The organism is Rothia sp. HC945, assembly GCF_051370785.1.
GTDB lineage: Bacteria > Actinomycetota > Actinomycetes > Actinomycetales > Micrococcaceae > Rothia.
Window position 1 is genome coordinate 164,756 of record NZ_JBFCSN010000003.1, and the last position, 26,154, is coordinate 190,909.

Below are 26,154 nucleotides of genomic sequence, written 5' to 3' on the forward strand. Positions count from 1 at the left end.
GGGCGCGTCTCAGTCCGTGGGGGCTACGGGGTTACGGTCCGACCAAGCGAGCGAAGCCGCACCCAGGAGCGCCGCCATATCCCCGGACGAGGCGGCCACGGGGCGCGTGGTGATCCCGGGCAGTCGGACCTTCGAGAAGGTCTCGATCATGGGCTCCCACCACGAAGGTCCCGAAGCTGCCAGGCCGCCGGAGAGCACGAGCTCGTCCGGGTCGATCATATTGACGATCCCACCGAGGAATGCCCCTGCGATTTCCCCCGAAACCCTGACGACGCGGCTTGCAGAAGCGTCTTCATCGGCCCGTGCGAACACTTCGCGGGCAGTGCTGAGTTCGGCTTGTCCGCCGGCGCTGCGATAGGCCTCCGCGAACGAGACGCCGCCGCACGCGTTTTCGAGGATCATGTGCTGAGGCGTCTCCGACCCGGCCGCGAAGAGCTCGGCGTCCGGGTGGTGAGGCATCGGCGTCATTCCCACGTGACCGGCGACGAAATGCCTGCCGACCTGTGGTTTGCCGTCGATCAGCATGGCACCTCCCACACCGGTCCCGAAGGCGACCAGGAACATCGTCCCTCCCGCCGTCATGCCGTGGTTCTTTCTGTACAGCGCCTCGCCCAACGCATGTGCGTGGACGTCATTGACCGGCCGGACGGTCGTGATGGGCCGACCGGGAACGTCCTCCAACAACGCGGCCAGGTCGCGTGACAGTGCGGTCCCGGTCCAGTCGCGGATGTTGGGCGTTGCCGAGACGACGTCGCCGGTGTGCGGGTCGACGACGCCGGCCGACCCGATGCCCAGGACGGGACGGACCTCAATCCCGCGTTCCCTGGCCTCGTCAAGCAGTGTCCTGGACACCGAAGCCGCGGTGGCCATGACCGCGGACGCCCCGCGTTGGGCCGGCGTGGGTTCGGCGGCCTGCCCCAGGATCTCTCCCGTGGCGGTGATGAGCGCTCCCGCCGTTTTCGTTCCACCCAGGTCGAGGGCGACCGCGGCATGGGTCATAGGAGTCCGGTCCTTTCCAAGATCGTACGAATCGAGGCGGCCTCGTTCTCGTTGAGCGCCGCCATCGGCTTGGACATTGTATTCGACGAGATTACGCCCAGTTCGACCAGCGCGGTCTTGAACGCGCCCAGCCCTGCGGCACCGCCGGAGACGCGATTCGAGTCCACGCACCCGACGATCGTGAACAGATCGACCAGACGGTTCTGTTCACGACGTGCGGCTTCCCAATCGCCGGATGCCGCCGCCTCGTACAGACGAACGTAGCCGGAAGGATCCACGTTGCCCAGCCCGGGCACAATGCCGTCCGCCCCGGAGAGCATGGCTCCGTCGCACACGACCTCGTGGCCCGTGAACAGGGAGAACCCCGCGACGTCGCGCGTGGCGAGCGCGAGCTGCCGGAAGGCGACGTCGTCGTTGGAGGAGTCCTTGACTCCGACGATCGTGCCCTCGTGAGCCAGCTGGGCCAGCAGGTCCGCGCCCAAGGGGATGTGGGTGCGAACGGGGACGTTGTAGGCGAAGACGGGGACATCCACGGCATCCCGCACCATGCGGAAGTGATCGAGGATCTCGTTCTGGTTCGTGATCACGTAGTACGGACTGGAGGCGACAACGGCGTCCGCACCGAGCCGGGTCATTCTCCGTGCTTCTTCCGCGACCCGCACACCGGTCTGGTCATTGGCGCCCACGATCACGGGCACCGACCCGTTCACGATCTCGGCGGTCAGTTCGACGACGGTGCTCCGTTCGTCATCGCTCATATAGGGCGTCTCGGCGGAGGACCCGAGCATGAACAGGCCATGCACTCCTCCGTCGATCAGGTGACGGACGACCCGTTCGAGGCCGTTGCGGTCAATCTCGCCGTCGCTGGATCGGGGGGTGACGACGGGCGGGATGACGCCGCGGAATCGAGGATTGCTCATGTCTTCTCCTTTTTAGGGGGTCAGGCTCTTCTTGTCAGAGCGAGGTCAGGGATTGCCGCGACTCTTCGAGCCACGACAATGGGATGCGGGTGAAGTAGATGCCATGCCATTCCCTCTCCCACAACAGTCCGATCGATCCGTCGCTCAACTGAGCCATGGACTGATAGACGTAGTGGCGAGGGTTGAACACTTTGTTGTGCGGCCAAGTTCGACCGTCGTCGTAGGAAAGCCGCAGTACCCCGCAGCCGCGAAACGGCAACAGCTGAGAGGCGTTCGCGAAGACGACGCCTCTCCCCCGTTCGGTGCTGAGGGCGACCGCGTTGGGCTGGCTGAAAATCTCGGTCAACTGGGGATCAAAATCGACGGGGCCCCACGTCTGGCCACCGTCCGAGCTCCGGGACCGGGCCACCCTGCCGCTGCTGTTCTGATTGCGCATGAGCAGTACGAGTTCACCGTTCTCCGCCTCGAATACGGTCGATTCGTGGAGAGATGCGGCGTCGTAGCTCAGCGTCCGGGAGTGGACCGTTTGTCCGTCGATCTCCCGTTCGTCGTTCGGGGACCCGCCCAGGCACCAGGTCGTTCCGCCATCGTCGGAATACACGACCGCGGCAGAGAAAGTGATGTTCTCTTCCCTGTTGTAGTAGACGGGCATGACGAGTCGGCCGGCATACGGCCCCTTCTCGATCTGGATTCCGGACCCGGGGGACGTTCCCAGGAAACGCATCCACGGCTGCTTGACCTGCGGCGTGATATCCACCGGGTCGCTCCATGTCTCGCCGTCGTCGTCGCTCGTGACCATCCAGAGGTAGCAGCTGAGAAGCGGGCGCAGAGGCGGATGGCTCGTAGAGTCCCAGATATTTCCCTGCTTCTCGCCACTGAGCAGAACCGTCCCGTCCGTCTCGACCCGGTACTCTGTGGGGGTTCCGTCGCCACGAAGGACCTGTCCGTCTTCCTGGAGCTCGTGTTCGTCTCCGTCGTCATCCGTGAGGAGCAGACGACCGGCATCGTTGAAACCCGTGCCGAGCGCGGAATTCGGTTGTCCGACGCCGCCGGGGAAATGGTCGATCAAGACGACGATCCTGCCGGTCGATCTGTCCTCGACCAGCAGAGAATCGATGACCGATGCGCCTTTCGGCCCTTCGCCCGGCGAAGAAATGACGGTTTGAAGATCCTCCCACGTCGCGCCGTCGTCCAGGCTTCTGCGGATCACGAAGTTGATGTGGTTCGGGCTGTCATTGGCGATGGCCGTGCGCTGGTCCGCTCCGGCGATGAGAACACCGCTTTGCGTCCGCAGGAGAGAAGGAATCCTGTAACTGACGGAACCGAGCATTCCTGTGTCGAAGAGAGCGTTCGTGTCCAGGGGGTCCACCATCGACAGACGCTTGACCTGCGCATCGGAGAGGATTTGGTCGAAGACCATCGCAGTCGAGGCCTCCCCGAAGAGTCGAGAACCGTCGATGTCCATCCCCACCGTGACGACGTCGACGTCCGCGACGTCGCGGAAAAAGGCTACCCCCGGAGCACGACCAACCTGGAAACCGTCCACGTAGATGGTGGTTGCTCCATATCCGGAGGTCACGACGATGTCGTGCCACCCTCCGTCGTCCCAGTTGCCTGGGGCCACCACATCCACCAATGTTCGACCACCAGCCGTGACGCTGTAACGCAGGTCCCCGGAATCGATCCGTAGGGTCACCGCATGCTGTCCCGGATCCTGCTTCGCCAAACCGCCCTGAAGGATGACTCCGCCTTGGTGGCGCCCTCTCACACGGAAACGTGCCCGCAGAGAGCCCACGGAAAGTTCGGCGCAGCGTCGGGCATCACGGTCCGCGAGTCTCTCTGCGGCAAACTCAACCAGGGGCCGCGTTTCTTCGGTGTGCGCCAAGACTCCGCGCGGGGTCAGGACGTCAGACCTGATAGTCAGGTGGGAAACCTCCGGAACCCCTTCCCGACCCACCTCAAGAGCTCCGAGCTCACCCAACGCCTCGAAGAAGCTGACATCAGTGGCGGTAAAGAGCTCGTACCCGTCCAGGAAGATGGACGTCCCGCGAGGCCCGACCACGACCGCGACGTCGTGATCCCGCCCGTCATTGAGCCGGTCGGCATCTTCGGCATCGAGGAATGAGGAAATCCCGCCGTCAACGGTGACGCGCCGGACCAGACGATTCCGTTCGATCGCCAGCTCCCACTCCGCACTCTCGTCGGCGGCCCGCGCCGACAGCAACGTGCCGTCGACGAGAGTCGCAAACTTCAGCAGAATCGTTCCCTCGCGGAGCCCCTGCAGCACATCCAGCCGCTGAGCCGTCGCACGATTGATGTCGGCGCAGGAACCGACTTCGTCCACAAGAACCCCGCTGGCATGCAGCGATGCTTTCATGACAATTCCTCCGTTGAAGAAGCTATCCACAAGGTGCCCCTCGACACATAGGACATCCTATGACTGCACTCTAACACCTCGATCGAGCCTGGTCAGGAATCGAATTCTCTGGGCGCGAGAGGGACGTTGACCTGGATCACTCAACCTGCTAATTTCCGCGTAGGACGTCCTACCTATGACTGACATCTCACCCGCGGCCGAATGCCGGCCTTCAGAGCAAGGATCTCGTGGTCATGAGTTCTCCTCATACTTCATCTCGTACCTCCCCCAGTACCGGGAAGCGCTGGTGGCAGCACCTCAATTCACAGGACGGAAAATCGTTCTTCGCAGCCTGGCTTGGCGTTCTCCTCGACGGGTACGATTTCGTGCTCATCTCTTTCGCCCTTCCGGCAATGATCGAGACCTTCGACCTCACCCTCGTTCAGGGCGCCTCTTTGGTATCAGCGGCCTTCATTACCCGCTGGCTCGGCGGCCTCGTCCTGGGCGCAGTCGGCGACAAGTTCGGCAGGCGTCCCGCGATGGTCGTCTCGATCCTCATGTTCGCTGTGGCTTCCATCGGCATGGCTTTCGCGCCGAACTATTGGTTCCTCTTCGTCTTCCGCCTCATCATCGGGTTTGCCATGGCGGGCGAGTACTCCGCCTCGGCCGCATACGTCATCGAGTCCTGGCCCAGGCACATGCGCAACAAGGCCTCCGGCTTCCTACTGTCCGGATATGCCTTCGGCGTGGTTCTTGCGGCCCAGGTCGACAAATACCTCGTCCCGTGGGCCGAGCAATTCGGGCATGGGTGGGGCTGGCGAGCCCTGTACCTGACGGGCATCGTTCCTATCGTCGTCGCGATCTACATGCGCCGCTCGCTTCCCGAAGCCAAGGATTGGGAGGAATCCAAGAAGACGGGACCGGCCCAGGAAGCGGACATGCTCACGACCCTGTTCGGCGGCCCGAAGAAAATCCTCAACCTCATGGGCACCGTAGTGGCTGCGGTGTCGCTCCTGTTCATCTTCGCCGGATTCGGCCTCCCCCGGTACGCTGTGGTCCTTCTGGCCGTGGTGTCGGCCGCGGTATTCATCGCCTTCATCGTGCAATTCGACAAGATGCGTTGGGCCACCGGTATCGCCATCGTGGTGACAGTCTTCGCGAGCTTCATGTACACCTGGCCGATTCAGGGCCTGTTGCCGACGTACCTCAAGGGGGTCGGCATGGATCCCAACGTGGTGGCCAACATCGTCACCATCGCGGGCTTGGGCAATGCCCTCGGCTATATCGTGGCCGGTTTCGCGGGGGACGCCGTCGGCATGCGCCGCTGGTACGCCATCAGCCTGACCATCTCCCAGATCCTTGTGTTCCCTCTGTTCCTGCAGAATGGCGAGTACGTGGTCCTGGTCGGGATTCTGCTCTTCTTCACCCAGATGTTCGGACAGGGTGTCTCCGGCCTTCTGCCCAAGTGGGTTTCCAGCTACTTCCCGGTCGAAAAGCGAGCGGCCGGCTTGGGGTTCACCTACAACGTGGGCGCCCTGGGCGGCGCAGTCGGCCCGATTCTTGGTGCGAGCCTCGCCGACAAGTTCTCCCTGGGCACCGCACTGGCGGTTCTCTCCGTCGGGTTCGCTCTCCTCGTCATCCTGTCCATCTGGCTGAATCTGCCTCGTAGGGCTCAGACCGCCGTATCAGCTGAAAGCGTCCGGCCTGAGGACGGAAACGACGAAATCATCGCAACCACGGACTGACTCGTCGCCCTTTCACTTCATCACTTCTGCACCTCATCACTTCATGCCTCATTGACGAGCCGAAAACTCCTCAACGAAGGAACATCATGAGGCCATCCGTGGATCGCCGACTATCCCGTCGTAAGGTGAGCCCCCTGGAAGGCTGACGCCGAACAAGCGCCCGTTCGAAGAATTCTTCGAACGGGCGCTTGTCTCCTTGCGCTCGAGCGCCCCGGCCTGTCGCCGTGCCGGCTTCGCCCTCAGTCGAGAAACGACGGAGCGGCCTTCAGCAAATTCACTGTGTATTCGGACGAAGGATTGCCCAGCACGTCCTGCGCCAGCCCCTGCTCGATGGCTCGCCCCTGGGTCATGACCAGGAGGTCATCGGAGATATGTCGCACGGTCTGGATGTCATGCGAGATGAAGACCATCCCGATGCCGAGTTCCTTTTTCAGATCGATCAAGAGGTTGAGGACCTGGGCCCGCACGGAGACGTCCAAAGCGCTCGTCGGCTCGTCGGCGACGATGACCTCGGGATCCAGGGCGAGCGCTCGGGCGATGGCGACGCGCTGGCGCTGGCCTCCGGAGAGCTGGGCCGGAACCGCTTCGGCGGCCGATGTAGGCAGCCCCACCATGTCCAGCAGTTCGTAGACCCGATCCGACCGGCCCGGTACGCTGCCCATTCCGTGCACGTCCATGGGGTCCCTGATGATGTCGTGAGTGGTCATGCGAGGGTTCAGCGCGGTCGAGGCGTTCTGGAACACCATCGTCACCGCCTTGCCGAAGGCCTTCCGGTCCGCCTTGCCGGTGCCCACCGGCTTGCCCCGATGCAACAACCGTCCTCCGGTGGGCTCCTGAAGACCGACGAGGACGTTCGCGAGCGTCGTCTTCCCGGAACCGGACTCACCAACGATGCCGACCGTGCGACCGCTCTGGACCTCGAGGGAGATCCCGTCCACCGCTTTGACCACCTTTCGCCGGAACAGTGAACCGGTTCGACTGGTGAAGTGGACTTCGAGGTTCTCCAGGGAGAGGACGGACTCTGCGGTCCGGGATTCCGTGGCGCTCATGAGTCAGCTCCTTGAATGATGTTGACCGTGGCCGTTCCGGAGGCCGGTTCGTTGGTTGCCCAGTAGTGATCGGAGTCGCCGACCTGCTCCATGCGCAACGGCGCCAAGGGATTGGCATCGTGGCGCTGGGATCTGGGGGCAAAACGATCTCCGGGGGCAAAATCCCCAGGGCTCGGAACGGTTCCCGGGATCTGGTAGAGCCGCTCTGCCGAGGACTCGATGGACAGCACCGACCCCAGGAGCCCCTGCGTGTACTCGTGCCGCGGGTCGGACAGGACTTCCGAGGTGCTCCCGCTCTCGACCACCTGGCCCGCGTACATGACGGTGACCCGATGGGCCAGTGACCCCACCAGGGCGAGGTCGTGGCTCACGAAAATCATCGCGAAACCCAACTGTTTCTGCAGGTCGAGCAGGAGATCGATGACCTGCCGCTGGACGGTGACGTCAAGCGCCGTTGTGGGTTCGTCGGCGACCACCAGCTTGGGCGATCGAGACAGGGCCATCGCTATCAGAACACGCTGGCGCTGCCCACCGGAGAGCTCATGGGGATAGCTCTTGAGGGTTCGGTCCGGGTCGAGCTGGACGAGCTCCAGCAGCTCTGCGGGACTCATACGCCCACCGCGCTTGGTCAGCTGCTCCATTTGGTCCTTGATGAGCATCGACGGATTCAACGAGGACAGGGCGTCCTGATAAATCATCGCGATCTGTTGGCCCCTGAGTCCGGCGAAGGTCCGGTCCAGGGCCTGCTGCCCGGCAGCCGAGGGGACGAGCTCCTTGCCGCCGAAGTCGATCGACCCGGTCACCACCGCGTTGGGCGCCTGGAGGCCCATGATGGCCAGGGAGGTGATCGACTTTCCGGATCCGGACTCGCCGACCAGCCCCATGGTTTCTCCCGGGGCAACGGAGAAACTCAGGTCGCGCACGACCTTCGTGTCCCCATACCTGTCCGGGAAGGAGATCGACAGATTCTTGACCTCGAGCAACGGCGCGGCGTCCGGGTCGGGAGCAAACCGGTCCGTGCGGCGGGCCTCGGCCGCGGCGAGAGCGGCGAGCTGGGAGCCCAGGACGGATTTGCCCCGCGGACCAACAGTCTGGATGTTCGACGTCGGAATATCCTGCTCGGAATCCGAGGCGAAGATCGCTTCCGTGGTCGGTTGCGGGTTCTCCCTCCGGCGCTCATCGGGCTCAGCGCCCGCCGCGTGCGAGCGCAAACGAGGGTTGGCCATCGCATCGGTCATGCCTTCGGACAGGACATTCAACGCCAGGACGGTCAGAAGGATGGTGATACCGGCGAATGTGGTCGCCCACCAAGCGCCCGAGAGAACCACATTGCGCCCGTAGGAGATGACGTTGCCCCAGCTCGGGTCGGGATCCTGGATCCCTGCACCCAGGAACGAGAGGGACGCCTCGAAAATGATCGCGTCGGCAACCATGACCGTGGCGAAGACCAGCACCGGGGCCGCACTGTTGCGCACCACGTGCTTGAGTAGGATGAAGCTCTTCAAGGCACCGACAATGCGTTCGGCGCGAACGTAGTCCTCGTTCCATTGGGTGAGGATATTGGCTCGCACCACGCGAGCAAGCTGCGGGGTGTAGATGATCGCGATCGAAAGGATGATCACGGGGATCGTATTGCCCATCGTGGACAACAGAACCGCGGCGAGGGCGATGCCCGGGAACGCCATGATCACGTCCATGACCCGCATGACTCCCTCGTTGACCCACCTGCGCCCGGTCGCGGCGATCGCGCCGAGGATGCCGCCGAGCACCAGGGCCAGGGCCACGGACCCCAGGCCGATGACCAGGGAGCTGCGCGCCCCGTACAACAGACGGGAGAAGATGTCCCTGTTGAGCCGGTCGGTGCCGAACAGGTGATCCCCGCTCGGTGGCTGCGGTACTCCTGAGCCTGTGGCCAGCGGGTCGTGGGGTGCAAGCACCGGGGCAAGGATCGCCGCGAGAGCGATGATGACCAGGAATGCCATGGACAGCTTGGATCCCCAGGGCATGGTCCGGAAACGGATTCCGGGCCGGGACAGCCGGTCGGCGAGCTTGAATCTCATGGTCACACCGTCCTAATGCGGGGGTTGATGAGCAGGTAGAGGAGATCGACGATGATGTTGACCGCCACGAAGGTCACGGCGATCGTCACCACGACCCCTTGGACCAGGTTGATGTCCTGATTCGTGATCCCATTGAGGATCAGCTGACCCATGCCCGGCATCGAGAAGATCATCTCGATCACCACGGCGCCGCCGAGCAAGTAGCCGATGCGCAGACCGAGCACGGTCACGGGCGTCACGAGCGCGTTGCGCAGAACGTTCTTCCTCAGGACTTCGCCTCGAGGGACGCCGTTGCCGATCGCGGTGCGGACATAGTCTCTGTCGAGTTCTTCGACCATGGAGGTCCGGACCACGCGAATGAGGGAGGCGCACACAGGGATGGCGAGCGCGACGGAAGGCATCAGCATCGACGTCGCGTACTTGCCGGGGTCATCGAAGATGGAGGTGTAGCCGCCCGAAGGAAGAATCCGCCACCCGACGGCGAACCATTGAATCAACAAGATGCCGAGCCAGAAGGAAGGAGTCGCGACGGCCGCGATCGAGAAGACACGGATCACCTGGTCGGGCCACCGGTCTCGCCAAAGGGCGGCGACGACGCCGAGCACCAGCGACACGATGGCCGCGATGACCACTCCCCAGAAGGTCAATTGCAGGGTCACGGGGAAGGCTCCGGCGATCATGGTGGAGATCGGGGATTCGGGCGGCGTCGTGACGCCGAAGTCGAGCCGTACCAGGCGCCCCAGGAACGACAAGTACTGAACGACCAATGGATCGTTGAGACCATGGGCTGCCCGGTATGCTTCCTTGGCGTCGGAGCTGGCGCCTTCGCCGAGAGCAGCGGTCGCCTGGTCCCCCGGGGAGAAGTGCAACACGATGAAAACGAGCAGCGTGATGCCCAGGATCATGAAGGGCAGGGCGACGAGCCGACGCCCGAGGAGTCTGAGTATGTTCCCCACGAGAAATCCTCCTTGGATCGTGTGCGGGAGAAGGTGGCTGGGTCAGTTCCGTTCGACGCCGAGGAAGGACAGGCCCGTGGTCGGCAACGGCTGGAAGCCCTTGAGCTCGGAGCCGTGCCACGCCGTCGGCAGCTTGCGATGGAAGATCGGGTAGAGGGGAACCTGGTCGGCGATGATGTCGATCGCTTGGCCCCACAGGCGCTGCGCCTCCCCGTGATCGGTCGTTCTGACCGCCTGGTCCATGAGGCTGAGGGTCTGGTCGTGCTCCGGCGTTCCCGCCCAGTGATACCTCTTGTCCGCCCACGTCTTGCCGCGGAACCACCACGAGAGCAGCAGATCCATGTCGTTGCCGAAGACGGAGGGGTCGCCCGGAGCCACACAGACGTCGTACTTCCCGGCATCCACGTGCTGGGAGTAGAGGGCACCGGACTGGAGTGCTTTCATGCTGGCCGTGACCCCGGGAATCCTGTTCCACGACTCGAGAACCACCGGCATGACGTCCTTGACCCAGGAGGTGTCCGTGGTGTGGACCGTGAACTCGAGCGAGTCCGCCCCGGCCTCCCTCAGGAGGGCCGCCGCCTTGTCCGGATCGTAGTCGTACACGGTGGAGGCCCTGACGTAATCGGGGTGCTCACGGTGCACGTACGACGTCGCCGCGCTGGCGTTTCCCAGGAGCCCCCGCTGAATGACCTGCTCGGTGTCGAGGCCATAGTGCAGGGCTTTGCGCACCCGGACGTCGTCGAACGGCGGCTTCTGGAGGTTGAACATCAGGAACAGCAGCCCGAAAGAAGGAACCTGTTTGAGTTCTGAGCGTTCCTTGAGCCATTCGGTATCCAGGTACGGGACGTCCTCGATCGCCTGGACGCGATCAGAGTCCTGAGCGGTGACCCGGGCCGCGGAGTCGGAGAGCAGGAACCAGGTCATTTCGTCCACGGTGGGCTTGTACTTCCCGCCGTAGTCCTCGAAGGCCTTGAATTCGATGCGGTTGTCCTTGAGCGCCCGGACGAACGAATACGGTCCCGACCCGACCGGATGGGCATCGAAGCCCTTGGGGTCCTTCTCGACCGCGGCCTTCGGCACGATCTTGACGCACGAGATGCGCTCGGCAAACTGCGGGAAAGGACTCTTGAGGCGGAACAACACGACGTCCTCGCCTTGGGGCTCGACGGCCTCGATGAATCCGAGGAATTGCATGAGGGTCGAGGAATTCTTCGGGTCCAGAATCCTGGTGAACGAGTACACCACGTCCTGGACGGTGACGGGAGAACCATCGTGGAACTTGGCCCCGGAGCGCAGTGGGACCTCGTACGTGGTCTCGTCGATTTGCTTCGGCATCTCCGAGGCCAGAGCGAGATACGGTTCACGCGTCGCCGGGTGGAGGTCCACGAGCCCTTCGAAAACGTGCAGGTTGACCGCCATCGCGGTGGCGCTGGTCGTAATCATGGGGTCGAATCCGCCGGAAAGCGTGTAAGAGATACCGGCCTCAATGCGTTTCTTCTGCGGAGCGGACTCCCCCGCGCAGGCGGAGAGGCTGGCCGAGAACGCGAGCGCCGCACCGAGGCCGCCTACGGCCGTGATAAAGCCGCGCCGTGACACACCGTGCGCGGTCTGAGACTTCGTCATCGAAGGCTCTGGGTTCATCGGGACCTCCGGGAGATGGGATGTAGGATGTCCTAGCTAAAGTGCGAATTTATAGCTATTGCACGATGTTGTCAACATCACGTCGAAGAAGCGAGCCGGCGCCGGGGTTGGACGGCGCAGCCAACACGATAGGATCCACAAGTGTGAATCATCGACGAGGGGAATCGCATGCCGGAGAAGGAACCGATGCCCAAACGCAGAGTGGGCGCCGCTGATCGCATGCGCGCGCTCCAGCAGGACATCATGGAGTTCATCCTGGACCGAGGATTGGCTCCTGGGGATCCCATGCCCACGGAGTTCGAACTGGTCGAGGAGCTCGGCGTCGGCCGCAATACGGTGCGTGAAGCCCTCAAGGTCCTTCAATCGATGGGCATTGTGGAGGTCCGCCACGGATACGGGATGTTCGTGGGCCGCAAGAACCTCGAGGCCCTGGCGATGGGGCTCGAGTTCCATGCCCGCATGTCCCTGCAGGGTCGGGGAGACGAGGCCCTGGAAGTGGTCGAGGTCCGCCAGGCCCTGGAATCGGCCCTGATCGGCTCGGCCATGGACGCCATGACCTCGAAGGACCACATGGCCCTCGAAGCGTGCATCCGAGGCATGGAGGAGTCCGCGGAAGACGGCGCCCTGAACGCCGAGCACGACCACGAATTCCACAGATTGCTCTTCGCGCCCTTGGACAACGACCTCTTGGCCAATCTGCTCGAGGTTTTCTGGTCCGTCTATGGCCGGATCCGTGAACAGGTCGGCCAATCGATCCCGATGGCCAAACAGAATGCCCGGGCACACCGGGAGGTCCTCGAGGCCGTCAGGCACGGGGAGAAGGAACGTGCCGCGGTTCTGCTGACATCGCACTTTGATGCGCTGCGCGATGTGCTGCGCAGCTCCGCCGGCTGACCCGAGCCAGGCATAATAGCGGAACATGTATGCCATCATCATCGAAGCCACGGACGCGCCCGGCCTGGGCGATCGCCTGCGGTCGCTCCCGGCGCTGACCGAAGGCACCGAACTTGGGTCGCCGTCATCGGGCCGGTTGAGCGCCGTGTTCACGGAGCCCGGACCTGCGATCGACGTCGCCCTCGAGGCTCTCCGCTCCCCCGGCGTGTCCGTGGGAGTCGGGATTTCCTCCGGCGGCCCCGACGACTCCGGGTACGCGAGCGCTTATGCGCGGGCGGCGGTTCAGCGGTGCACTGCTGCCCCCTCCGCCGGTCGGGCCGCGTTCCGCAATGTCTTCGTCGAGGCCCCCGATCCCGCCCTCGCCGATGCGGCCACGGCCCTGGCGAGGCTGCTGGCTCGCCTGGTCGGCACGAGGACCGAGGCCGAATGGCGCGTCGTGGATCTTCTGGTTCCCGGCGTGCGTGGACAGCACCGTGCCGTCGGAGAGGCATTGGGCATCTCCCCGCAGGCCGTCAGCAAGGCCCTGATCCGCACCGGGTGGCATGAGCAGAGCGAGGGCCGGGCGGGCCTTGTGGAGATTATGAGGCGTCTCAACAACTCGTAATATCATTGTGGCTGTTATCCCGATGGAACCACGCATCAAGGAATCAGGTTTCATGAACAGCCCTTCAGTTGCCGTCATTCTGCCTGTCTACAACACCGCGCGAACGGTAGTTCGATCGATCGACAGCATTCTCCATCAAACGCACACAAATTTTGAACTCGTCATCGTCAATGACTCATCACCGGACGACGCAGATCGTGTCATTCGCCAGCACCTGGCGGAAACGAATGATTCTCGCGTTCGTTATGTGGTCAATGAGCACAATCTGGGATTGGCGGGATCACGTAATCGCGGTCTGAGGAGCGTGAGTTCGGACTGGGTGGCGTTCCTGGATTCGGACGATGTTTTTCATCCCGAGTTCCTCGAGAAGATGCTTGCTGCCGCGGGACCGGCCACGGACGTCGTCGTATGCAGCCATGACGTGTTGTACCCGGACGGAACGCATCGGTACCGGTCTCGGGGCAGACCCGGCCGCTATACGGGGAACCAGGCCATGACTCTCCTGATGAAGGACGAAATGACGCCCTATGCGTGGGACAAGCTGTTTCGCTCCTCGACAATTCGAGGGTTGGAGTTTCCCCTGTTGAATCGGGTCGAGGACGCCGGATTCTCGATCGCGGCGTACGAGCGCGCTCGAGAAGTCGTATGCATCGAGGACTCACTCCATTTGTATTCGGTGAATCCGCAATCCATTACTTGGGGGTCGGTTCCACCGATTCCTGAAAGTTACCGTTTTATGGAATTCCTCAAGGAGACCACCCGGGCCCATGAAGGGTCGCCGTCGGCAAAGAATGCCCTGGCGGCAGCATGGATTCTCACTTTCCTGAACTCCGCCCAGGCCGCCCTCAGACTTACTCCTCCGGACGTGGGCCACCACATTCGCGAGTGCCAGAGCGCCATGAGATTCTCCCTTCTTCTTCGCTGCCTCAGGGCACGCCCCGATTACGCGCTGGCGGGGCTCCTGCTCAAGACCTCTCCCCTGGTGTACGGGATGCTCTACAACGAATTTGTCAGACGTCGCTACGGGATCTGAGACGGGCATCTGCCTCCCGGGGGCTTTCATCACGGCGCACCGGATTCGCCTGACGCTCTTCCCTCCGGCACGGCAAAGGCGCCCCAACCGGTCTCATCCGATCAGGGCGCCTTTCGTGTCCCCCGCCCGAAACCACATCGCGGTCCCTGGGCGTGCGGACTTCGGGCCTGTGCGGCCTACTTCTTCTTGACCAGGCCCTTGTCCGCCATCCAGTCGAAGGCCACGTCCCCAGGATCCTCGCCCTCGACGTCGACCCGATAATTCAGGTCCTGCATCGTCTTGTCGTCCAGGAGCTTGGAGACCTCCTCGAAACGGTCCTGGAGCTCGGGGTACTCCTTGACCAGGTCGGAGTTGAAGACCGGTGAACCGTTGTACTTCGGGAAGAATTCCCTGTTGTCCTCGAGGACCGTCAGGTTCAGCGCAGGGATACGACCGTCGGTCGTGAAGACCTCACCGAAGTTGCAGTCGCCCTTGGCCGTGGCCGCATAGACCGTCCCGGTGTCCATCACCGATACCTTGTCTTCCGGAACGCCATCCGGGGCCCCACGCTTCAGCCCGTACTTTTCGAGCATCGGGTTGAATCCGTCGCTGCGGGAGTTGAATTCCGACTCCACGCAGAAAGACCGTTCCTCGGGCGGAACCTTGGCGATGTCCTCCAGGGTCTTGACGTCGTACTTGTCCTTGAAGTCCTGGCGAACCGCGAACGCGTACGTGTTGTTCAGCGGGGCGGGCTTGCCCCACGTGAGGTCGTTCTTGGCGTCTTCCTTCTTCACTGCCTCCCACTGCTCCTGGGCATCCGGGATGGCCTTGTCCTTGCCCATATAGGTCAGCCAGGCGGTGCCGGTGTACTCCCAGCCCAGCTGTGCCTGGCCGCTGACCATGAGGTTGCGGGAGGGCTGGGACCCCGGAACGTTGGTCATATCGGTCACGTCGAAGCCTGCCGCCTTTGCGGTCAGCACGGCGATCTTGCCGAGCACCAATTGTTCGGTGAAGTTCTTGGAGGTCACCGTGACCTTTTTGTCTCCTGCGCCGTCGATGGGCTTGATCGCCCCCGACTCCAGGTCGGGAAGGGTCGACGTCGCCGGCTGCAGGCCGCACCCGGCCAGCGCGAGCACCCCGACGGCGCCCAAGGCGGCGAACCGTATCTTCTTCTGTCCAAACATGTCTAGATTCCCTTCGGTCGAGCGACCTGCTCGACGACGCGAGCAATCCAGTCCACGCTCAGCGCGAGGAGGGCCACCAACAGTGATCCCGCGATGAGGACCTTGTTCAAGGACAGGTTGACGCCCGTGGTGATCAGGAGGCCCAGACCGCCGCCGTCGACGAACGTTGCGAGAGTTGCCGTGCCCACAAGGAGCACGAGTGCCGTGCGGATGCCTGCGAGCATGACCGGAACGGCCAGCGGCAGCTCGACCTTGAGAAGAACGGCCATGCTGCTCATGCCCATCCCGCGGGCGGACTCCACGAGCCTCGGGTCAACGGCGTCGAGCCCCACCATCGTGTTCTTCAGAACCGGAAGGAACGCGTACAGGATCAGGGCCAGAGCAGAGGCTTGGAACCCGAAGCCGAGCCAGAAGGCGAACAATACGATCAGGCCGACCGGAGGTGCCGCCTGCCCCAGGTTCGCAATCGCCATGAACGGACTCCCCAGCCATCGCATGGGTTTCCGGGTCAGGAGAACTCCGATCGGGATCGCGAGCACCAGCACGATCACTGCCGCAACCACCGTCAGCTGGAGGTGCTGCCAGGTCAGTTGCAGAAGGTTCTTGGGATCGAGCGTAACCTTTTCCGAATCGGTCAGGTTGGCGCTGGTCAACCACCACGCGATGGCCGCCAGGGCGAGAATGATGACGATCGGCTGGATCACGAGTCCGCCCCATTGACGGCGTCCGGTGTCCAGATCCGCCGACTGAGCTGACTGGGTCATGAACGGTCACCGCTTTCGTTCCACGGCTCCCGACCGGGGGCGCGTCCCGAGGGGTCGGCAGAGGACGTCGTGTCCTCCACGACCTGAGCATCGGAGTCCTTGGACTCGGTGCCTGCGGTTCCTTCCGCCTCGTCGGAGGCCTCGGAGTTCGTGCGCTGGACGGTCACCGGGATCTCGCCCGTGTTGTTTCCGACCGGCGTGTAGTCCCCCGGGGTGTAACGACGCAACTCGGTGATGGCGGTCATGACCGTTTCGACGGTGATGATGCCCCGGTATCGCCCGCGCGCGCCCTCGACCACAGCCTCACCGGTGCTCGCGACCAGCATCGTGTCGAGAGCATCGTTCAGGGTGGACCTGGTTCCCACGAGGGGGAGCTCCTTGTCGAGGTGCGAGGGAACCGTGGTCATCCGCGTCAGCTGTTCCTTGGAGAGCCATTGGATCGGACGCTCGCGTTCGTCCACGATGACCGCCGAATTGTACCCCGTCTTGTCAATGTGGCCGACCAACTCGCGGGCACTCTGACCAGGATGGCCGAGGACGCCGGAAATCAGGTCGACGTCGCCCACGCGGGCCAGGCCCAGTTGCTTCAGGCCGGCCCCGGAACCGATGAAGTTCTCCACGAACTCGTTCGCGGGATTCGCGAGGATCCTCTCAGGGGTGTCGTACTGGACGATCCGGGCCCCTTCGTCGAAGACCGCGATCCAGTCGCCGAGTTTGACGGCCTCGTCGAAATCGTGGGTCACGCACACGATGGTCTTGTGAAGTTCGCTCTGGATGTTGATGAGCTCGTCCTGGAGCCGCTGCCGGGTAATCGGGTCGACGGCGCCGAATGGTTCGTCCATCAGGAGAACGGGCGGGTCCGCCGCGAGGGCGCGGGCGACGCCGATACGCTGCTGCTGGCCGCCCGAGAGCTCCCGCGGGTACCGGTTGCGATACGTGTCCGCATCCAGGGAGACCAGGTCCAGCAACTCGTCCACGCGCTCTGCGATGCGCTTCTTGTCCCACCCGAGCATCTTCGGGACGAGGCCGATGTTGCTCGCGACGGTCATGTGCGGCAGAAGACCCCCTGCCTGGATCACGTAACCGATCTTTCGACGGAGCTTGTCACCGTTGATCTTGGTGACGTCCTCGTCGCCGAGGATCAGTCTGCCCTCCGTGGGTTCGATCAGACGGTTGATCATCTTGAGGGTCGTGGTCTTGCCACACCCGGAGGGGCCGACGAACATGATGATCTGCCCGGCCGGAATTTCCAGGGTCAGCTGGTCGACCGCGGGTGTCTTGCCGCCGCCGTAGCGTTTGGTCACGTTCTCGATGAGGATCGAGGCGCCCTTCTGGCGCGCTTCTCCCCCGCGGGTTGCGTTGTTCCGGGTTTCGTCGGCCGGCGACGTCGTCTGCTCGGTTCCGACGCCCTGGGACGCGGCGTGGGAGGAGGTGGTGTTGTTTCGGGTGTTCTCAGACACGGATACCCCTTGAAGTGGTCAGACGGCCGACGAGGATGAGGACCACGTCGAGTATGAGGGCGAGGATGATCACGGCGACGATGCCTGTCACGACGGATTCGAGGGAATTCGCGCCTCCGAGCCGCGAGAGGCCCGAAAAGATGTAACCACCGAGTCCAGGGCCGAGCGCGTAGGCGGCGACCGCCGCAATGCCCATCGTCATCTGCGCCGAGACGCGCATTCCGGCCAGAATCACCGGCCAGGCGAGGGGCAGTTCGACGCGGAAGAATGTTTTGACGCGGCCCATGCCGATGCCTCGAGCGGCCTCGATCGTCGATTGGTCGACGCCCGCAAGACCGACCACCGCGTTGCGAAGAATCGGCAGTACGGCGAAGAAGGTCACGACGACCACGGCCGGCACCACGCCGAAGCCCAGAGGCACGATGAGGAGGCCGATCAGGGCGAAGGACGGGATGGTAAGGCCGACCGCGGAGACGTTGTTCGCCACGGAGGTCAGCGCACGGCTTCGGTAGCACAGCGCGGCTAGAACGATCGCGATGACCGTAGCGAGCACGAGGCACTGCACCACGAGGCTCATGTGTTGCCAGCTGGAGAACAGGATCTGTCCCCAGCGCTGGCGCAAGAATTCGCTCATGGTGTTCCTAGTGTGATGACTGCTGACATGGGCGAATACCCATATCCTGCCCAACGATAATCAGCCTGCTGATGAGAACCAACTATTTGCGGTAAGTGCAACCTTCCTAGCCCCCTTGGTTCATCAGCATCCTGATCAATGAATACGCGGGATTCGGCGCCGAGAGGCGGCGTCGTCACATATTGGGCCGAGCGCGACACAATCGAAACAGTTGCGGGCGGCCTCGCCGTCGGCCGACCATAAATGGAACATCGTTGTACGCGAGCATCGACCGTCGAAGAGGACCAGCATGGCCGAACACACCTTTGGATTCAGAACCCGCGCGCTCCACGCCGGGGGAACCCCCGACGCCGAGCACGGTTCGCGAGCAGTCCCGATCTACCAATCGACATCCTTCGTTTTCAAGGATTCCGACGACGCCGCCAACCTCTTCGCCCTGCAGAAGTACGGCAATATCTACTCCCGTTTGGGAAATCCGACCGTCGCGGCCTTTGAGGAACGCGTCGCTTCGTTGGAAGGCGGCATCGGTGCCGTGGCCACGTCATCCGGAATGGCCGCCGAATTCATCACTTTCGCGGCGCTCGCCCAAGCGGGCGACCACATCGTGTCCTCGGCGCAGCTCTACGGCGGCACCGTGACCCAGCTGGACGTCACGCTTCGACGTTTCGGAATCGAGACCACGTTCATCGACTCCATGGATCCGCAGGCGTTCAAGGATGCACTGCAGGAGAACACCAAGGCCGTGTACACCGAGGCCGTGTCGAATCCTGCGTGCCAGGTCGCGGACCTCGAGGGACTCGCCCAGGTCGCCCACGAGGCCGGAATCCCTCTCGTGGTCGATGCGACCATTTCGACCCCGTATCTGGTGCGGCCTCTCGAACACGGCGCTGACATCGTGATCCATTCGGCCACCAAATTCCTCGGAGGCCACGGGACCACGTTGGGCGGCGTCGTCGTCGAGTCCGGTCGTTTCGACTGGGGCAACGGAAACTTCCCGTCGATGACCGAACCGATCCCCTCCTACAACGACATTTCTTGGTGGGGAAACTTCGGTGAGTACGGGTTCCTGACCAAACTGCGCTCGGAGCAGCTCAGAGACATCGGACCTTCACTCTCGGCACAATCGGCGTTCCAGCTGATCCAGGGGGTGGAGACGCTGCCGCAGCGCATGGACGCCCACCTGAGCAATGCGCGGGAGGTCGTCGATTGGCTGGATGCGGATCCCCGCATCGCCTACGTGAATTACGCGGGTCTCCCCGATCACCAGCATTACCAGCGAGGCCGCAAGTACCTTCCGCTCGGCGTCGGCTCGGTATTCAGCTTCGGTGTCGCCGAAGCCAACGGCCTCTCCGGCCGTGAGGTCGGAGGCCGATTCATCGAGAACCTGCAGCTCGCGAGCCACCTGGCGAATATTGGTGACGCCCGCACCCTGGTGCTGCACCCGGCCACCACGACCCATCAACAGCTCTCCGCTGAGCAACTGGCCGCGGGCGGCGTTGCGGAAGACCTCATCCGCATTTCGGTGGGCCTCGAGGACCCGGAAGATATCCTCTGGGATCTGGATCAAGCCCTGACGGCGGCCACGGGACTCACCCGCGATTCCGCCGAACAGAAAGGTCTGTGAGACATGACGAATCAGAACGCACGCACCTGGATCGGCCCGAGTGCGCCGGAACGCCTCAACATCCTGCACAACACGAGGTCGGTCGCGATCGTGGGCATGTCGGACAAACCGGCACGCGCCTCGTATTTCGTCTCGACCTACCTGCTCTCGAGTTCCCCCTACCGGGTCTACTTCGTGAACCCGGTCCTCGCTGGCAAGGGAGCCAAGGTTCTTGGCCAAGAGGTATACCCTTCCCTCGATGCACTGCCGGAAACGCCCGACGTGGTCGACGCATTCCGGAAGCACGACGATCTCCCGGGAGTCGCCGAGGAGGCCGTGAAGATCGGGGCCAAGACGCTCTGGTTGCAGCTGGGGTCGTGGAACGAGGAGGCCGCGGCGATTGCAGAAAAGGCCGGGCTCAATGTCGTGATGGATCGGTGCATCAAGATCGAGCACGCCCGGTTCCACGGCGGCCTGCACCTGGCCGGGTTCAATACGGGGGTCATTTCCTCGAAGCGGCAACGGACGGCGTAACTCTACCGGGCGGGCTTGTTCTCCCGCACCCTTTCCACCGTCCCCCAGAGGCCGGATCTCCACGGCGTCGTGTGAGGCCCGTGGATCGGTCGACCACGGGGCACGTCCCGACGGGTTCTCGCCTGATCAGGACCCCTTCGAGGACGAGCCATCGTCCTGGCTGGGACCCCACGTGGTGTACCCGTCGGGACCCTCGACCTGTTTGAAGGACATGTCCTCGGTGTCGGCGTCGGCGTCGAAACGCCAGTCGTCGTCCTTCCACTGGACCGTGAAGGTCAGCTCGCCGTATCCGGCGCCGTCGTGGGCCGAGATCAGAATTTTCACTGCGGCCTTGTCCTTGGTGTAATCGGCCAGCTTGAAGCCCGCGACTTTGAGGTTTTCGGCTTGGCTGGAGGATGAGGCGGACTGGCCTTCCTCTTCGAAGCGATCGGCAACCTTGTCCCGCGAATCATTGGCGATGGCCTGCTTCCTGATGACCTTGGCCATCAGACCATTGTCCTGGGAGACCACGGGAAGGCTGTAGTTCGTGGCGGCGAAGAGCGCGCCCTCCGGGGAGTGGCTGAAGCAGGACGGCACCTTGTCGTCGTCAACTTTCTCCGGGCCGAACTTGTCCGAGGCTGGGATCTTCAGGCCGTTGAGACCGTCTTTCCAGTCGGTCTTGGGCGCAGAATCGAGAGTCGTCTTGTCCGACGCGTCTTCTTTGCAGATCGACGTCTTCTCTTTCGAATCACCCGCATCGTTCGATCCGCCCATTCCGCAACCGGCGAGGGCCAGAACGCCGATGGCGCCGAGACCGATGGCCCTGGACGCGTGGTTCAGTCGTGACATGGTGTGCCTTACGTCAGGTATGAGTCTTATATCACCATGCTAAATGCTTTGGTTCACTTTTCAATCAGCGAAGCGGGCGTCTTCCGCGAGCTGTCGATTTTCCAGCACGACGTCGTACAACCAGATCAGCACGCACAGCGCCGTCATCACCCCACCCGCAATGCAGACTCCGGCCCAGTGCCCGGCGCTCCAGGCCCACACGCCAATGGCAGATCCCACCGCGGCCCCGACGAAGTACATCGTCATGTAGACCGAGTTCAGACGCGCCCTGGCCTGAGGATCCAACGTGTACACGGTGTTCATCGAGATGATGTGCACCAGTTGGACGCCGATGTCCGTGAGAACCATACCGACGCAGAACCACAGCACGCTGTGCCCACCCAGAACAAAGGCTCCCCATCCAAGCGCCAGGGCTGCGAGACCCAACATGGTCCCGCGGCGCCCGTGGCCCCGGTCGACCATTCCGCCGGCCACGCTTGCCATGAGCGCTCCCGCCAGCCCGGTGAGGCCGACCAGGCCGATGGCCGTGGGGCTCAACCCGAAAGGCTCACCCGCCAGAAGCAACGTGGTGGTCGCGAAGATCGCACTCATCGACGCGAAGGAAATACCGGAGATCAGCGAGCGGGTGCGCAGCCGCGGGTGACGTAGGATCAGGCGCCCCATGGAGAGGAACAGACCCGGGTAACTCGGTGGGTCCTCGGGATAGGACCGCGGCAGCACACGCCATAGCCCGATTCCCACGAGGATCATCAGGACCGCGGCGACGTGATAGATCAGGGTCCACCCGCCGATGTCCGAGAGGATCCCGGCCACCGCTCGAGCGATCAGGACGCCCGCGAGCAATCCGGACATCACGGTCCCCACGGCCCGTCCGCCCTTGCCGGGCGCAGCCAGGATTGAAGCATAAGGGACCAACACTTGCGCGGACACGGAGAAGAGACCCGCCACGGCGACACCGATGAGGAAGACGCCGAACCCAGGGGCGAAGCCGGCGACGGCCTGCCCCGCGGCGGTCAGCCCAATGAGGCCGACCGTGAGCTTGCGCCGTTCGAACAGGTCACCCAGAGGCGCAAGGAAAACCAGGCCAACCGCGTAGGCCACCTGAGCGACCGTGACCGATGTGGCCGCCGTGGAGGAGCTGACCCCCAGCGCCTCGGAGATTTCGTCGAGGAGAGGCTGGTTGAAGTAATTCCCTCCCGCGCACAAGCCTGTGGCAAGGCACATCAGGAACAGTACGGAACGAGTCAGCTGGGGTGCGGGCTTGGCTGTGGTCACCCCGCAAGCCTAAGCCGATCCGAAGCGTCAGTGGTAAATGCGGAGTGCGCCGGTGTGAACGTTCCACCCCAGAATGTATCCTCGCGAAAAGTGCTGACGAATTTCGTTTCCTCGGCGATATTCGTTGGTCACGGGGAACCCGAATCCTCGTTCGTAATCCGACCTGGACCAGAGGGTTCCGATCGCACCGTATTCCTTGACCCAGTGGGCGCCGGTGCGTTCTGTCCACAAGAATTTGAAGCGTTGCCCGTGTTCGTCCTCGAAGATCTGGTACCGCCCGCCGGTGGCATTGCTCTCCGGGATGATCGGTCGGCCGAACACCCTTTCGCCTCCGTTGGCGCGATAGGCCTGACCGATGGCACCGTACGGCGTGAGGGCACCCAGCCTCTCCCCCGCGGCACGGCTGCCCCACACGGAGTCTGACGCATCCGAGGGTGCGCCCCCGTATTCGTATCCGTAGAGATTGACCGTTCCGAGCAACCGCCAGGGGGCTCCCGTGCGGGAAAGGTACCCGTCGGCGTAGGTTAACGCTATGCCCACGACCCGGGCCTTGGGGTTGAGCAACGCCGCGCTATGGGCCGGCGAGGTCTTCCACCATTCCAGCAATTGCAGCACGTCCGTCTGGTAGGTCAGGGCGATGACCTCGTTGGCGTGCGAGTACCGCCCGGCTCGCCGATCCGAGAGGAAGTCATTGGTGTGATAGAAGGTCTCCGCAATGACCTGTTCGTCCGAATGTCGTTGTTCGATCTGTGTGAGCTGGGCGGAGAACTTGACCGGGCGCAGGCCCCGAGAGCCGCGGTAGGCGTTGATTCCGTCCAGCAGCCTTTGCGTGTCCTGAAGCCGCTTCTCTTGGCTGACTCGGAGGATGTCCTGCTGGGCGGCCCGCCCGGGTGGCGGGGCTTGGAGTTGGGTTCCGACCAGGGCGACGGCGGCCAACGCGGACGCCGCCACCATGTTGCGCGCCGTCGACCCGTGGATCATCGCGCCCACCATGGATCGCCGCCGTTGCGCATGACGCGGGACGTAGCGATTCCGACCTCGAAGATCCGGCAGCGCGATCGCACAGAAACCCATGGACGACTCCATTCATGAAGGAGACGAATGATCAGGACTCAGCCAGCGCAGAACTCTTTGTCTACACTGAAACACCACCATTTTATGCAGACAAAGAAAGATAAACTACTAAGAATTGATATCCGATATAGAAGCGAAACTATCAATTAATGGTTTGTGTCATTGTTTTCCTGATCCGAAGGCATGACCCGGTCGGGCCACGTGGTGGCCTCGCCGGTGTCGCCGGCCAACCGACCCGCGATCCACACATCGAGCAGGCGCCCGTTCACCGTGGACAACGCCCTGCGGGAGAGGCCTTCATATGAAAATCCCAGCCGTTGGGCCAGACCGGCCGAGGCCTCATTGCCGACCATGGCCCTCCACTCGATGCGGCTGAGCCCGAGGCCGGAAGGCAAGTCCTTCGGGTCCGATGCTTCCGGCTCGCGGAACGCGAAGTCCAGCACCAGACGGCAAGCCTCCGCCGTATAGCCCCTTCCCCGGGCGCCTTGAGCGGTCCACACACCCATGCTGGCGATCCGCCCGCTGGTCATGGAGAGGCTCACGACGCCGGCGAAGAGCCCGACGTTCTCGTCACCCGGCACCTGGTCGGCCGCGTCGCGAGGAACCTGGATCAGAGTCCCCTCATTCGGATGTTTGGCCTCGTCCCTGATGTGGAACGCCCACACCAACTCGTGCCCGGATTTCCACCCCGGGGCGACGACGCCCTCGATGTATTCCAGTGCGTCATCCTCCTCGTACGGGTACGGAATCGAACCAGTCCATCGCGGAATCTGCGGATCCTGGCACGCATCGACGATCGCGGCGACGTCGTTGGCGCACGGGGCATCAAGGGCCAGGCGGTTCGACCAGAGGCTGACATTTCGCATGTGGTCAGTTTAGGGCGTCTCGCCCGTTCCCTCCCGGACGCAGACGAATGGCGGCGGCCCCGCAGAAGCGGGACCGCCGCCAGAATCGGTCCGGCAGATCGCCGAACCTCGCGCGGACTAGGGCATTAGGACTTGCGATGTCCGCCGGCAGCAGGTCGGTTGGCAACCACCGGGTGCAGTCCGGTGACGCCCTCCCGCTCCGCGGCGATCTCCATGACTCGACCACGCACGGCGAACCATCCGACGATCAGGGCCGGGATCACGATGACCATGGAGCCCAGGGTGAATGTACCCACCGGGTAGTCGAGGGCGATCAACACGACGACACCCGCCATGAAGAGGAGCACGAGCCAGTTGGCGTAAGGCGTCAGCGGAGCTCGGTAGTGCGGCCGCTGGTACAGCCCCTTTTTCGTCAGGGAGACGAACTTCATGTGGCAGATAGTAATGGTCAGCCATGCGCTCATGATGCCGATCGACGCGAAGTTCAGCACGATTTCGAAGGCGCTCTCCGGAACGAAGTAGTTCAGCACCACGCCCAGCAGCGCGACGACGGCGGTGAGGCAGATGCCGCCGTACGGAACGCCGGATCGGGTGAGGTTCTGGGCGAATTTGGGCGCGGACCCGGCCATCGCCATCGAGTGCATGATGCGTCCCGTGGAGTACAGGCCCGCGTTGAGTGACGAGAGCGCCGCGGTAATCACCACGAGCTGCATGATCGGACCTGCGGCGTCGACACCGATCGAGGAGAAGAACGTGACGAACGGGCTCTCCGTCTCGCTGAACGCGGTGTACGGGAGCAGGAGGCAGAGAAGCAGAACGGAACCGACGTAGAACACGGCGATACGCAGAATGACCGTGTTGATCGCTTTCGGGATGATCTTTTCCGCGTTCTTGGTCTCGCCCGACGTCGTGCCGACGAGCTCAATACCGGCATAGGCGAAGACCACGCCCTGAGTAATGATCAGAGCCGGCATCAAACCGTTGGGGAAGATGCCGCCGTTGCCGGACATCAGGTGGAACCCGGTGGGCTGGCCGTTCGGGGTCCCGAAGATCACGAACACGATGCCGAGGGCCAGGAAGATGAGCAGGGCGATGACCTTGATCAGCGAGAACCAGAACTCCATTTCGCCGAAGACCTTGACCGAGATCAGGTTCATCACGACGACGATCACGACCACCAGGAAGGCGATGACCCATTGCGGGATCGCGGCGAAGGCGTCGAAGTACTGCCCGAACCAGCGCACGTAGATCGCGATCGCGGTCGCGTCCACCACCGCCGTGGTCGCCCAGAACAGCCAATACATCCACCCCGAGAAGTACGCGGCCTTCTCACCGAAGAACTCACGGGAGTAGGAGACGAAAGAGCCAGACGAAGGCCGGTGGACCACGAGCTCGCCGAGGCAGCGGAGGATCAGATAGCCCATGAAACCGCAGACGGCATAAACGAGGAAGAGCGAGGGTCCGGCGGAGGCCAGACGCCCTCCCGCTCCCAGGAAGAGGCCGGTGCCTATGGCACCGCCGATGGCGATCATCTGGAGTTGGCGGGGGCCGAGCCCTTTGTGAAAACCCGCCTGTTCATCATTGAATGTCTGTTCGGTGCCGTGGCTCTGGGGCTCGGCACCGGACCGCGAAGCTTTGGATGACATGGGTCAATACCTTCTCTTAGAAAACCTCGAAGGGTGTGAGTGACCGAAAC

22 protein-coding genes are annotated in these 26,154 nt (G+C 63.2%); 6 read left to right on the plus strand and 16 right to left on the minus strand.

Annotation, left to right across the window (positions count from 1 at the left end):
- Positions 1-9: 9 nt before the first annotated feature.
- Genes AB0Y14_RS10750 through AB0Y14_RS10760 form a run of 3 tightly spaced genes read right to left on the minus strand, consistent with a single transcriptional unit; the run spans position 10 to position 4,296 of the window.
- The gene (locus AB0Y14_RS10750; protein ID WP_436589258.1) at positions 10-999 is read right to left on the minus strand and encodes an ROK family protein; all 990 of its coding nucleotides are present in this window, start codon (positions 997-999) and stop codon (positions 10-12) included.
- A complete protein-coding gene (locus tag AB0Y14_RS10755) occupies positions 996-1,919 on the minus strand; it encodes a dihydrodipicolinate synthase family protein (RefSeq protein WP_436589259.1) in 924 nt (307 codons plus the stop codon). Before AB0Y14_RS10755 ends, AB0Y14_RS10750 begins: the two co-directional genes overlap by 4 nt.
- Before the next feature lie 34 nt (positions 1,920-1,953).
- A complete protein-coding gene (locus tag AB0Y14_RS10760) occupies positions 1,954-4,296 on the minus strand; it encodes an exo-alpha-sialidase (RefSeq protein WP_436589260.1) in 2,343 nt (780 codons plus the stop codon).
- Positions 4,297-4,529: 233 nt separating this feature from the next.
- Between AB0Y14_RS10760 and AB0Y14_RS10765 the strand changes: the two genes are divergently transcribed.
- Complete coding sequence (locus AB0Y14_RS10765; protein WP_436589261.1) at positions 4,530-6,020, plus strand: MFS transporter; 1,491 nt, start codon at positions 4,530-4,532, stop codon at positions 6,018-6,020.
- Between the two features lie 239 nt (positions 6,021-6,259).
- Here the strand turns inward: AB0Y14_RS10765 and AB0Y14_RS10770 are convergent, their stop codons facing one another.
- Genes AB0Y14_RS10770 through AB0Y14_RS10785 form a run of 4 tightly spaced genes read right to left on the minus strand, consistent with a single transcriptional unit; the run spans position 6,260 to position 11,708 of the window.
- Positions 6,260-7,069 (minus strand): ATP-binding cassette domain-containing protein, encoded by an 810-nt coding sequence (locus AB0Y14_RS10770; protein ID WP_436589262.1) that lies wholly within the window; start codon positions 7,067-7,069, stop codon positions 6,260-6,262.
- Positions 7,066-9,129 carry a dipeptide/oligopeptide/nickel ABC transporter permease/ATP-binding protein gene (locus AB0Y14_RS10775; RefSeq protein ID WP_436589263.1) on the minus strand — a complete coding sequence of 688 codons (2,064 nt, stop codon included), beginning with the start codon at positions 9,127-9,129 and terminating at the stop codon, positions 7,066-7,068. The genes AB0Y14_RS10770 and AB0Y14_RS10775 overlap by 4 nt, the downstream gene beginning before the upstream one ends.
- Before the next feature lie 2 nt (positions 9,130-9,131).
- The gene (locus AB0Y14_RS10780) at positions 9,132-10,085 is read right to left on the minus strand and encodes an ABC transporter permease (protein WP_436589264.1); all 954 of its coding nucleotides are present in this window, start codon (positions 10,083-10,085) and stop codon (positions 9,132-9,134) included.
- Between the two features lie 42 nt (positions 10,086-10,127).
- On the minus strand, positions 10,128-11,708 hold the full coding sequence (locus AB0Y14_RS10785; protein WP_436589265.1) for an ABC transporter substrate-binding protein: 1,581 nt from the start codon (positions 11,706-11,708) through the stop codon (positions 10,128-10,130).
- 186 nt (positions 11,709-11,894) lie between these two features.
- Here AB0Y14_RS10785 and AB0Y14_RS10790 point away from each other — a divergent pair, with 186 nt between their 5' ends.
- The 3 genes from AB0Y14_RS10790 to AB0Y14_RS10800 are packed head-to-tail and all read left to right on the plus strand — an operon-like array spanning position 11,895 to position 14,257.
- The gene (locus AB0Y14_RS10790) at positions 11,895-12,620 is read left to right on the plus strand and encodes a FadR/GntR family transcriptional regulator (RefSeq protein ID WP_436589266.1); all 726 of its coding nucleotides are present in this window, start codon (positions 11,895-11,897) and stop codon (positions 12,618-12,620) included.
- A 25-nt stretch (positions 12,621-12,645) separates the two neighbouring features.
- Complete coding sequence (locus AB0Y14_RS10795) at positions 12,646-13,224, plus strand: hypothetical protein (protein WP_436589267.1); 579 nt, start codon at positions 12,646-12,648, stop codon at positions 13,222-13,224.
- 52 nt (positions 13,225-13,276) lie between these two features.
- A complete protein-coding gene (locus tag AB0Y14_RS10800) occupies positions 13,277-14,257 on the plus strand; it encodes a glycosyltransferase family 2 protein (protein WP_436589268.1) in 981 nt (326 codons plus the stop codon).
- A 176-nt stretch (positions 14,258-14,433) separates the two neighbouring features.
- Here AB0Y14_RS10800 and AB0Y14_RS10805 read toward each other — a convergent pair whose 3' ends face one another.
- The 4 genes from AB0Y14_RS10805 to AB0Y14_RS10820 form a co-directional block, all read right to left on the minus strand.
- Positions 14,434-15,420: a glycine betaine ABC transporter substrate-binding protein gene (locus AB0Y14_RS10805; protein ID WP_436589269.1), complete on the minus strand. Its 987-nt coding sequence runs from the start codon at positions 15,418-15,420 to the stop codon at positions 14,434-14,436.
- A gap of 2 nt (positions 15,421-15,422) precedes the next feature.
- Entirely contained in the window at positions 15,423-16,184 is a 762-nt protein-coding gene (locus tag AB0Y14_RS10810) for an ABC transporter permease (RefSeq protein ID WP_436589270.1), read from the minus strand.
- Complete coding sequence (locus AB0Y14_RS10815; RefSeq protein WP_436589341.1) at positions 16,181-17,503, minus strand: ABC transporter ATP-binding protein; 1,323 nt, start codon at positions 17,501-17,503, stop codon at positions 16,181-16,183. Before AB0Y14_RS10815 ends, AB0Y14_RS10810 begins: the two co-directional genes overlap by 4 nt.
- Before the next feature lie 133 nt (positions 17,504-17,636).
- Entirely contained in the window at positions 17,637-18,278 is a 642-nt protein-coding gene (locus tag AB0Y14_RS10820; protein WP_129316264.1) for an ABC transporter permease, read from the minus strand.
- 289 nt (positions 18,279-18,567) lie between these two features.
- Between AB0Y14_RS10820 and AB0Y14_RS10825 the strand changes: the two genes are divergently transcribed.
- Complete coding sequence (locus AB0Y14_RS10825) at positions 18,568-19,902, plus strand: O-acetylhomoserine aminocarboxypropyltransferase/cysteine synthase family protein (protein WP_436589271.1); 1,335 nt, start codon at positions 18,568-18,570, stop codon at positions 19,900-19,902.
- 3 nt (positions 19,903-19,905) lie between these two features.
- A complete protein-coding gene (locus tag AB0Y14_RS10830) occupies positions 19,906-20,415 on the plus strand; it encodes a CoA-binding protein (RefSeq protein WP_436589272.1) in 510 nt (169 codons plus the stop codon).
- Between the two features lie 126 nt (positions 20,416-20,541).
- Here the strand turns inward: AB0Y14_RS10830 and AB0Y14_RS10835 are convergent, their stop codons facing one another.
- The 5 genes from AB0Y14_RS10835 to AB0Y14_RS10855 all read right to left on the minus strand — a co-directional run bounded on the left by AB0Y14_RS10835 (position 20,542) and on the right by AB0Y14_RS10855 (position 26,104).
- The gene (locus tag AB0Y14_RS10835) at positions 20,542-21,243 is read right to left on the minus strand and encodes a hypothetical protein (RefSeq protein WP_436589273.1); all 702 of its coding nucleotides are present in this window, start codon (positions 21,241-21,243) and stop codon (positions 20,542-20,544) included.
- Between the two features lie 60 nt (positions 21,244-21,303).
- The gene (locus tag AB0Y14_RS10840; protein WP_436589274.1) at positions 21,304-22,518 is read right to left on the minus strand and encodes an MFS transporter; all 1,215 of its coding nucleotides are present in this window, start codon (positions 22,516-22,518) and stop codon (positions 21,304-21,306) included.
- A gap of 27 nt (positions 22,519-22,545) precedes the next feature.
- Positions 22,546-23,592, minus strand: coding sequence for a CAP domain-containing protein (locus AB0Y14_RS10845; RefSeq protein ID WP_436589275.1), 1,047 nt, complete (start codon positions 23,590-23,592; stop codon positions 22,546-22,548).
- A 146-nt stretch (positions 23,593-23,738) separates the two neighbouring features.
- Positions 23,739-24,458, minus strand: coding sequence for a GNAT family N-acetyltransferase (locus AB0Y14_RS10850; protein WP_436589276.1), 720 nt, complete (start codon positions 24,456-24,458; stop codon positions 23,739-23,741).
- 125 nt (positions 24,459-24,583) lie between these two features.
- Positions 24,584-26,104: an amino acid permease gene (locus AB0Y14_RS10855; RefSeq protein WP_436589277.1), complete on the minus strand. Its 1,521-nt coding sequence runs from the start codon at positions 26,102-26,104 to the stop codon at positions 24,584-24,586.
- Positions 26,105-26,154 lie beyond the last annotated feature (50 nt).

Excerpts from the sequence above, each read along its gene's own strand:
- AB0Y14_RS10750 (WP_436589258.1), bottom strand. The coding sequence starts at position 999 with ATGACCCATGCCGCGGTCGCCCTCGACCTGGGTGGAACGAAAACGGCG.
- AB0Y14_RS10755 (WP_436589259.1), bottom strand. The coding sequence starts at position 1,919 with ATGAGCAATCCTCGATTCCGCGGCGTCATCCCGCCCGTCGTCACCCCC.
- AB0Y14_RS10760 (WP_436589260.1), bottom strand. The coding sequence starts at position 4,296 with ATGAAAGCATCGCTGCATGCCAGCGGGGTTCTTGTGGACGAAGTCGGT.
- AB0Y14_RS10765 (WP_436589261.1), top strand. The coding sequence starts at position 4,530 with ATGAGTTCTCCTCATACTTCATCTCGTACCTCCCCCAGTACCGGGAAG.
- AB0Y14_RS10770 (WP_436589262.1), bottom strand. The coding sequence starts at position 7,069 with ATGAGCGCCACGGAATCCCGGACCGCAGAGTCCGTCCTCTCCCTGGAG.
- AB0Y14_RS10775 (WP_436589263.1), bottom strand. The coding sequence starts at position 9,129 with ATGAGATTCAAGCTCGCCGACCGGCTGTCCCGGCCCGGAATCCGTTTC.
- AB0Y14_RS10785 (WP_436589265.1), bottom strand. The coding sequence starts at position 11,708 with ATGACGAAGTCTCAGACCGCGCACGGTGTGTCACGGCGCGGCTTTATC.
- AB0Y14_RS10790 (WP_436589266.1), top strand. The coding sequence starts at position 11,895 with ATGCCGGAGAAGGAACCGATGCCCAAACGCAGAGTGGGCGCCGCTGAT.
- AB0Y14_RS10795 (WP_436589267.1), top strand. The coding sequence starts at position 12,646 with ATGTATGCCATCATCATCGAAGCCACGGACGCGCCCGGCCTGGGCGAT.
- AB0Y14_RS10800 (WP_436589268.1), top strand. The coding sequence starts at position 13,277 with ATGAACAGCCCTTCAGTTGCCGTCATTCTGCCTGTCTACAACACCGCG.
- AB0Y14_RS10805 (WP_436589269.1), bottom strand. The coding sequence starts at position 15,420 with ATGTTTGGACAGAAGAAGATACGGTTCGCCGCCTTGGGCGCCGTCGGG.
- AB0Y14_RS10810 (WP_436589270.1), bottom strand. The coding sequence starts at position 16,184 with ATGACCCAGTCAGCTCAGTCGGCGGATCTGGACACCGGACGCCGTCAA.
- AB0Y14_RS10820 (WP_129316264.1), bottom strand. The coding sequence starts at position 18,278 with ATGAGCGAATTCTTGCGCCAGCGCTGGGGACAGATCCTGTTCTCCAGC.
- AB0Y14_RS10825 (WP_436589271.1), top strand. The coding sequence starts at position 18,568 with ATGGCCGAACACACCTTTGGATTCAGAACCCGCGCGCTCCACGCCGGG.
- AB0Y14_RS10830 (WP_436589272.1), top strand. The coding sequence starts at position 19,906 with ATGACGAATCAGAACGCACGCACCTGGATCGGCCCGAGTGCGCCGGAA.
- AB0Y14_RS10835 (WP_436589273.1), bottom strand. The coding sequence starts at position 21,243 with ATGTCACGACTGAACCACGCGTCCAGGGCCATCGGTCTCGGCGCCATC.
- AB0Y14_RS10845 (WP_436589275.1), bottom strand. The coding sequence starts at position 23,592 with ATGGGTTTCTGTGCGATCGCGCTGCCGGATCTTCGAGGTCGGAATCGC.
- AB0Y14_RS10850 (WP_436589276.1), bottom strand. The coding sequence starts at position 24,458 with ATGCGAAATGTCAGCCTCTGGTCGAACCGCCTGGCCCTTGATGCCCCG.
- AB0Y14_RS10855 (WP_436589277.1), bottom strand. The coding sequence starts at position 26,104 with ATGTCATCCAAAGCTTCGCGGTCCGGTGCCGAGCCCCAGAGCCACGGC.